This is a genomic window from uncultured Granulicatella sp. (assembly GCF_938030755.1).
Lineage (GTDB): Bacteria > Bacillota > Bacilli > Lactobacillales > Aerococcaceae > Granulicatella.
Genome location: NZ_CALHIF010000038.1, coordinates 1 through 7,908 on the forward strand (window position 1 = coordinate 1; position 7,908 = coordinate 7,908).

The window sequence follows — 7,908 nt, forward strand, 5'->3', positions numbered from 1 at the left end:
GAAAACTATATCGATGGTGTAACGATTACTAAAGATGAATTTAAACAAAAAATGATTGCAAGTAGCGAGCTTCCAAAAACTGCTCAACCTTCTATTGGTCGTTTCGTAGAAGTATATGATGAACTTGGTAAAAACGGAGATTCCATTATTTCAATTCAGATGATGTGTTCAATTAGTGGTACTGTGGATGCTGCTCGTCAAGCAGCTGATATTACTGAGACAAACGTCACAGTAGTGGATTCAGACTTCACTTCCAGATCTATGGGCATGATTGTTAAAGAGGCCGCAAAAGCCGCACAAGAAGGAAAAACAGTTGAAGAAATTCTTGAAATTGTTGAAGATGCGAAAAAGCGTACTACCTTATATTTAACAGTCGTTAACTTAGATAATTTAATTAAAGGTGGACGCATTAGTCAATTAATGGGGATGTTTTCAAATTTACTTAATATTAAATTATTCCTACAAGTCATCCACGGAAAAATTGAGATTATTCAAAAAGGTCGAGGTTTAAAATCCCTTCAAAAAAAATATGATGAAATTTTTGAAGAAATGAAGGCTGTACCAAGCGGTATTCAAGAAATCGGAATTATGCATGCTGGTCTTAGCGAATTCAACGAGGGGAATATTCAACGTGTTCGAGAACTCTTCCCTAATGTGCCACTCACAATTGTAACAACTTCACCAATCATCATGAGCCACACTGGCGTTGATGCAATGGCCATCACTTACTTAGAAAACAAATAAAAGAAAGCAACTAATTCCGGTAAACGGAGTTAGTTGCTTTCTTATTAATTTAATAATTGTCCAATAAAGATACCTACATAAGTTCCAATAATGTATCCTAGCGTTCCTACTAGCATTGTAGGTGCTACAAATCGATGCCAACCTTTAGAAATTGCCATCGCAGCAGCTGTTGTCGGACCTCCAATATTCGCGTTTGATGCCAGAATAGCTTCTTCCACAGTGAATCCAAAAATTTTTGCACCCGCAAAAGTTACTGCCATATTCACAAAAACCATAATCGCACAGAAAACTAGTAATAAAGGTGATTTTTCAACGATTGCTCCAATTGAAGCCGGAATCCCAATTACTACGAAGAATAAATAAATTAAGAAGGTTCCAATTTCATTAGCACCATTAATTTTCTTAAAGTATTTAGAAAAAATAGTCGAACAAGCAACTGTTAATGTAGTTAAAATTAAGTACTTATTCGAAATCAATTGAATTAAACTGTTATTACCTAAACCTGATAACACTTCAGATAGAGTGAAACTAATAGTGACAATAATTACGGAAATTGCAAATACAAAAGCTACATCTTGAACGGTAATCACAGTATCCTTTCCATAAGCTTTTTCTTCTTCCTCTTTAACGCCTTCTGTATACGCAAATTTAAAATGCTTCTTAAAAAATCCAATTGAAGGAATCATCAGTAACACTAAGAAATAGAATACCATCAATAAATTATCAGCAACCGTTGCCGCTGAAATTAATTCTTTTGGAATATCAAATGCTGAAGAAACAGCCACAAAGTTAACTCCACCACCAATATAACTTCCAACCATCATTCCTGCAATATGGTTTAATACCGGAATTGATTTTGATAATATTAGATACCCTAAAAGTGCACCTAAAACTGTTCCTAGTGAACTAATCAGGAAAATAACCACTAATCGTCCACTTTCCTTCCAGATTTGCTTTAAGTCACACTGAAATAATAGCATCGGTATAGCTAATGGAACCACTACACCCCAAACTTGATCGTAAACGGGGGAGTCTACGGGAATAATCCCCAAGTTGCTTAAAGTTGCTGCTAATAAAAGTCCTATAATGGCACCACTAATTTTTGCAGCCCATTTATATCGATTTTCTAAAAAGATACTGATGGTCGCAATTCCAACAATAATTGACCACAATACCCACGTATTATTTGCATCAATCATAAAACACCTCTTCTACCTTTTTCATACAATTGAAAATACCATATATGGTATTTTTTATAAAAAGAGCAAAAGAATCATTATACTTGAAGTACTTTTGCTCTTTAAAATATTATCGTTGTTCATCTTCTTCATGAATTGATTTTAGAAGTTCATCAATGTGATTACCGTAATCGACTGATTCATCGCGTTTAAAGATTAATTCTGGAGTTTTATACAATGATAGACGTTTGCCTAATTCTCGACGGATTAGGCCTTTTGATTTCTCTAAACCACGTTCTGTCGCTTGACGCTCACTTGCTAATTTATGAAGTGTTGTGTAGTAAATGGTAGCAATTTGCAGATCACCAGTTACTTCCACTTCAGTAATCGTAATTTCTTGTACACGTGGATCACGAACCTTTTTAGATAAGATATCATTTACTTCTCGCAAGATTTCTTGTGACACACGTCCAACTCTAAAGTTTGCCATTTGGCCTCCTTTCCAACGAAAGAGGCACTGCAATCAGTCCCTCTTCGTTCAACTTAAATCATTAATTTCATCTTTAATGCGGTCTCGCACTATTTTCTTATAACGGCTTGACCTTCTAGCTTTGGCGTCCACTTCGTTAAGCTTCGTAAAATCTTACCGATTTTCCTCTCCTTAACTCCAGTGTTCCAAAGCTAAACAGTCGGTCTCGCACTATTTGTATAACGGCTTGACCTCCTAGCTTTGGCGTCCACTTCGTTAAGCCTCGTAAAATCTTCTTGATTTTCCTCTCCTTAACTCCAGTGTTCCAAAGCTGAACAGTCGATCTCGCACTATTTACGTTTAATCTCGACCATTTCGTATGCTTCGATGATGTCGTCTACTTTGATGTCGTTGTAACCTTCAATCATGATACCGCACTCGAATCCTAGTTTAACTTCTTTAGCATCATCTTTGAATCGTTTCAAGCTTGCTAATTCACCTTCGTAAATAACAATATTATCACGGATTAAGCGAACTGAGCTTGAGCGTTTAACAACACCTTCTAATACATAAGAACCAGCAATTGTTCCAAGTTTAGATACAGTGTATGTTTCACGAACGATTGCTTGACCAGTAATTTTTTCTTCGAATTCTGGATCTAGCATACCTTTCATTGCTGTTTCGATTTCATCGATAACGTTATAGATGATACGGTGTAAGCGAATATCTACTTGATCAGATTCAGCTTGAATTTTCGCTTGTGGCGTAGGTCTTACGTTAAATCCAATGATAATCGCGTTACTTGCAGTAGCAAGAGTAATATCGCTCTCGTTAATTGCCCCTACGGCTGTATGAATAATCTTCACACGTACGCCTTCAACTTCGATTTTTTGTAAGCTTGATGCTAATGCTTCAACAGAACCTTGTACGTCAGCCTTGATAATAACATTAACTTCTTTCAATTCTCCTTCTTTCAATGTAGAGAATAAGTTATCTAATGTAATACGGCTTGAAGCATTACGTTGTTCGATTAACGCACGTTTGGCACGTTCTTCACCAGCAGCACGAGCAGTTTTCTCGTCTTCAAATACTACAAAGCGGTCCCCAGCTTGAGGTGAAGCGTTAAGACCAGTAATCTCAACTGGAGTCGCTGGTAAAGCAGTTTTCACACGACGACCTTGGTCATTCACCATTACACGAACACGTCCAAATGTGTTCCCCACAACGATTGGATCACCAACTTTAAGCGTTCCTTCTTGTACTAATAATGTTGCGATAGGTCCTTTAGATTTATCTAAACGAGCTTCAATAACCGTTCCTAGTGCTAAACGGTTAGGGTTTGCTTTCAATTCTTGAACTTCAGCAACCAATAGAATCATTTCTAATAATTCTTCGATGTTTTGGTTGAATTTCGCTGAAATCTCAACGAAGATTGTGTCCCCACCCCATGATTCAGGCACAAGTCCTAAATCAGAAAGTTCTTGCATCACACGACCTGGGTTTGCTGCTGGTTTATCGATTTTGTTCACAGCAACAATAATTGGAACGTCTGCAGCTTTCGCATGGTTAATTGCTTCGATTGTTTGTGGCATTACACCGTCATCGGCTGCTACTACAATAACAGTGATATCAGTGATGTCTGCACCACGAGCACGCATTGTTGTGAAAGCCGCGTGACCTGGAGTATCTAAGAACGTAATCGGTTTTCCATCAATTTTGATTTGGTACGCACCAATATGTTGAGTAATCCCCCCTGCTTCTCCCGCTACAACTGAAGAGTTACGTAATTGGTCAAGCAATGTTGTTTTACCGTGGTCAACGTGTCCCATGATAGTTACAACTGGAGGACGTACAGTACTTTCAACGTTTTCAGAAGCTGCTTCTTCAAAATACACATCTAAATCAGAAATATCTTTTTCGATTTTTTCTTCAGCATCCATACCGTAGTCAGCCGCCAATAATTCAATAGCATCTTTTGATAGACCTTGGTTTAATGTTGCCATTACGCCTAGTAAGAATAATTTTTTGATGATTTCTGCTGGTTCACGTTTGATTTTCTTTGCTAATTCAGCAACAGTCATACCATCCGTGTATACTAATACATCTGGTAATTCATGGAATTTGCGTGCAGGAACAGCTGGTTTAGTTTTTTGTTCATCACGACGGTTTCCTTTTTTACCTTTTTGGTTGCGGTTTTTCTTGCTGAAGCCATCATTGTTAGAATCGCTATAACGTTGTTGGTTTCTTCTGTCATTATTACGATTGTTTCTTGGTGATTCAAAACGATTGTTGTTATTGTTTTGTTTTTGGTTATTACGAGGACGTTCTGCTTGTCCTTGTTGGTTTGAATGAGCTTCAGTACGTGCTGGTTCTTTCTTAAATGAAGGACGGTTTCCATTCGCATTTTGTTGTTTTTGATTTGGACGTTCTTGATTTCTCTTATCATTTTGGTCATGACGTCTTTGGTTGTGAGAATGGTTTCGTTCTTGATTTTGTTTTTGATGCCCTTGTTTTGGAGCGCGATCTGCTCTCTTCGTGAATTCTTGCTTAGGAGCTTCTTTTTTAGTTTCAGCTTTTTTCGCTTCTTGTTTTGGAGCAGGTTTTACTTCTTTCTTTGGCGCTTTTTCTGCTGGTTTAGTAGCAGGCTTAGAATTCCAAGCTCCTTTAATTTTTGAGATTTCAGATTCTTCCATAGTAGACATATGGCTATTGTATGAAATACCTACTTCTTTTGCTTTTTCAATGATTTCTTTACTAGCCACATTCAATTCTTTCGCTAATTCGTATACGCGAGTTTTCGACATAGTCTCACCTTCCTATTCGTTCATATCGTTAAATCCCTTCATCTTCAGTAGACTCTTTGTAAACCCTCGATCATCAATTAAAACGATAGAACGTCTTTTGCCAATCGCTAGAGACAATTCATCCGTTTCAAATTGCTGAACAAAAGGAATTTCATAATATTCACATTTGTTTTTGATTTTTTTAACCGTATTTGCACTACAATCTTTGGTACAAATCACTAAATTTCCTTTTTGTCTTTGAATACTTTGGATAACTTGCTCCTCGCCACTAATGAGTTTACGAGCAGCTGTTGCCATTCCAAGTAAATTCAAAGCTCTTTGTTTAACGAGCTCTTCCATCACTAAACAACTCTTTTCTTGCTTTTTGATGTTCTACATAAGCAAGAAGCTCTTCATAAAATGCATCTGGAATTTCAATTTCTAATTGTTTTTCAAACAAACGATTTTTCCAAGCTTTCTCAACTAATGTAGGTTCAAGAGTAATATAAGCACCACGGCCGTTTACTTTACCAGTTGGGTCGATTTGTGCAACACCTTCAGCGTTACGAACAATACGTACCAACTCTTTCTTCGGCATCATTTCACCTGAAGCGATACAACGGCGCATCGGAATCTTTTTCTTTTTCATCGTGCACCTCCTGTATTTTATTCTTCTTCAGAAGAAGCTTCTTCTGTTTCTTCAACGACTGGATTTGCTAAGTTTTCTAAATACTCTTCATAAGCCGTTTCAGATTTAATATCAATACGGTAACCTGTCAATTTTGCAGCTAGGCGTGCGTTTTGCCCGCGTTTTCCAATTGCTAAAGAAAGTTGGTGGTCAGGAACAACAACGATACAACCGTTATTATCCGAGTTAAATTCAACTTTCAACACTTGAGCTGGATTTAAAGCATTTTTAATATAGATTGCTGGATCTTCATTCCATTCAACAATATCCATATTTTCACCATTTAATTCTTCAACAATGTTATGAACTCGTTGCCCACGTGGCCCTACACATGTACCGACTGGATCCAAGTTAGCATCGTTAGTACGAACTGCAACTTTAGCACGATCTCCTGCTTCACGTGCAATAGATACGATTTCTACTACACCATCATAAATTTCAGGAACTTCTTGTTCAAATAAACGTTTTAACAAATCTGGATGCGTACGACTTACAAAAATTTGTGGTCCCTTAGTAGTGTTATCTACTTTAGAAACTAAAACTTTGATTCGTTGATCTGGTAAGTACTCTTCTGTTGGGATTTGGTCTTGTTTGGCCATTCCGGCAACGATACGACCAAGGTTTACATAGACATAACGGAAATCTTGACGATCTACAACACCTGTCATGATTTCATTTTCGTATTGAATGAATTCATTATAGATATTTGTTCGTTCAGCATCACGAAGACGTTGCATAATGACTTGTTTCGCTGTTTGAGCAGCAATACGTCCGAAGTCTTTTGGAGTTACTTCAAAACGAATTTTATCTCCAACTTCATAGGCTTTATGCTTTTCGTGCGCCTCCTCAAGACTAACTTCTAGTGTTGAATCGAATACATATTCAACTACTTCTTTTACAGCATAAACGTGCATATTTCCTTTCTTTTGGTCAAACTCTACTTCTACATTTTGTGCTTGTCCATAGTTTTTCTTGTATGCAGATACTAATGCTGCTTCTAAAGCTGTAATCACAACATCTTTAGAGATTCCTTTTTCTTCTTCGAGAACTGTTAATGCTCTAAGCATTTCTTTACTCATGTGTTTACTCCTTTACTCCTTAGAATTTGATTGCTAGACGAGCTTTCGCAATGTTTTTTCGTTCAATGGTAAATTCTTTTGTTCTTGTTTTGATTTGTACGTTCAATGTAACGGTTTCTTCGTCGACGGAAAGAAGTGTTCCTTCAAGGAATTTCTCACCTTCAATATTTTGATAAAACGATAAATGTACGTAAGAACCAATGACTGCTTTTAATTCTTCCTCGTTTCTTAATGGCCGTTCTGCACCAGGTGAAGAAACTTCTAGGAAGTATGCTTGTGGAATTGGATCAGGATTTTGAGCATCAAGAATCTCACTAAATTTTTCACTCATAAATGCACAATCATCTAAATCGATTCCACCTGGTTTATCCAAGTAAAAACGTAGAAACCAATTTTTTCCTTCTTTAACAAATTCTAAGTCGAATAACTCAAAGCCTTCTTTTTGGATCACATCTCTAGTAAGCTCTGTTACCGTCTCAGTCACTTTACTCATAGCCTCAACCTCCTTATTAATCGAGTCCATGTCGATAAAAAGAGTGAGCGTTTCCGCTCACTCTCCTCTCAACTACTATTCTACTTAATTAGTATATCATATCATTTACGAATTTCGCAACTATTCTGATATTAGAACAAATCATCAAATAAGGATAATTGGTTTTCATCCGGCAGATGGTCTAAGACTTTATTTTCTGTCATATAATCGATTAAAGTCTTTGAAACTTTACCTCGAGTAGCTAAATCTTTCTTAGATAAGAAAGGTTGCTCTTGTCTAGCCTCAACGATTTTATTCGCAACGTTCAGTCCTAATCCTTGAATCGCTCTAAATGGAGCAATCAAAGAGTCGCCTTCTATCACAAAATTACTTGCCTCAGACTTATCAACATCCACCATTTTGAAATAGAATCCACGTTCTACCATCTCGTTAGCAAGTTCAAGAACAGTTAGCAAGTTTTGTTCCTTCGCACTA

At 37.0% G+C, this 7,908-nt stretch carries 9 protein-coding genes; 1 reads left to right on the forward strand and 8 read right to left on the reverse strand.

What is annotated here, in order from left to right:
- On the forward strand, positions 1-744 hold a 744-nt coding region (locus Q0594_RS03605; protein WP_298729663.1), incomplete at its 5' end, for a DegV family protein.
- A gap of 44 nt (positions 745-788) precedes the next feature.
- Here Q0594_RS03605 and Q0594_RS03610 read toward each other — a convergent pair.
- From Q0594_RS03610 to Q0594_RS03645, 8 genes are all read right to left on the reverse strand, one after another.
- Positions 789-1,943, reverse strand: a complete 1,155-nt coding sequence (locus Q0594_RS03610) for a DUF819 family protein (protein WP_298729665.1) — start codon at positions 1,941-1,943, stop codon at positions 789-791.
- A 109-nt stretch (positions 1,944-2,052) separates the two neighbouring features.
- Positions 2,053-2,412 carry a 30S ribosome-binding factor RbfA gene (gene rbfA / locus Q0594_RS03615; RefSeq protein WP_298649170.1) on the reverse strand — a complete coding sequence of 120 codons (360 nt, stop codon included), beginning with the start codon at positions 2,410-2,412 and terminating at the stop codon, positions 2,053-2,055.
- A 329-nt stretch (positions 2,413-2,741) separates the two neighbouring features.
- On the reverse strand, positions 2,742-5,195 hold the full coding sequence (infB, locus tag Q0594_RS03620; RefSeq protein WP_298729667.1) for a translation initiation factor IF-2: 2,454 nt from the start codon (positions 5,193-5,195) through the stop codon (positions 2,742-2,744).
- A 12-nt stretch (positions 5,196-5,207) separates the two neighbouring features.
- Entirely contained in the window at positions 5,208-5,534 is a 327-nt protein-coding gene (locus tag Q0594_RS03625) for a ribosomal L7Ae/L30e/S12e/Gadd45 family protein (protein WP_005605555.1), read from the reverse strand.
- On the reverse strand, positions 5,518-5,823 hold the full coding sequence (locus Q0594_RS03630; protein WP_048712070.1) for a YlxR family protein: 306 nt from the start codon (positions 5,821-5,823) through the stop codon (positions 5,518-5,520). The genes Q0594_RS03625 and Q0594_RS03630 overlap by 17 nt, the downstream gene beginning before the upstream one ends.
- 17 nt (positions 5,824-5,840) lie before the next feature.
- Positions 5,841-6,941 carry a transcription termination factor NusA gene (gene nusA, locus Q0594_RS03635; protein ID WP_005605559.1) on the reverse strand — a complete coding sequence of 367 codons (1,101 nt, stop codon included), beginning with the start codon at positions 6,939-6,941 and terminating at the stop codon, positions 5,841-5,843.
- A gap of 19 nt (positions 6,942-6,960) precedes the next feature.
- Positions 6,961-7,434 (reverse strand): ribosome maturation factor RimP, encoded by a 474-nt coding sequence (gene rimP, locus Q0594_RS03640; protein ID WP_298729672.1) that lies wholly within the window; start codon positions 7,432-7,434, stop codon positions 6,961-6,963.
- Positions 7,435-7,565: 131 nt separating this feature from the next.
- Positions 7,566-7,908: hypothetical protein (locus tag Q0594_RS03645; RefSeq protein ID WP_298729674.1), on the reverse strand; the 343-nt coding region annotated here is incomplete at its 5' end.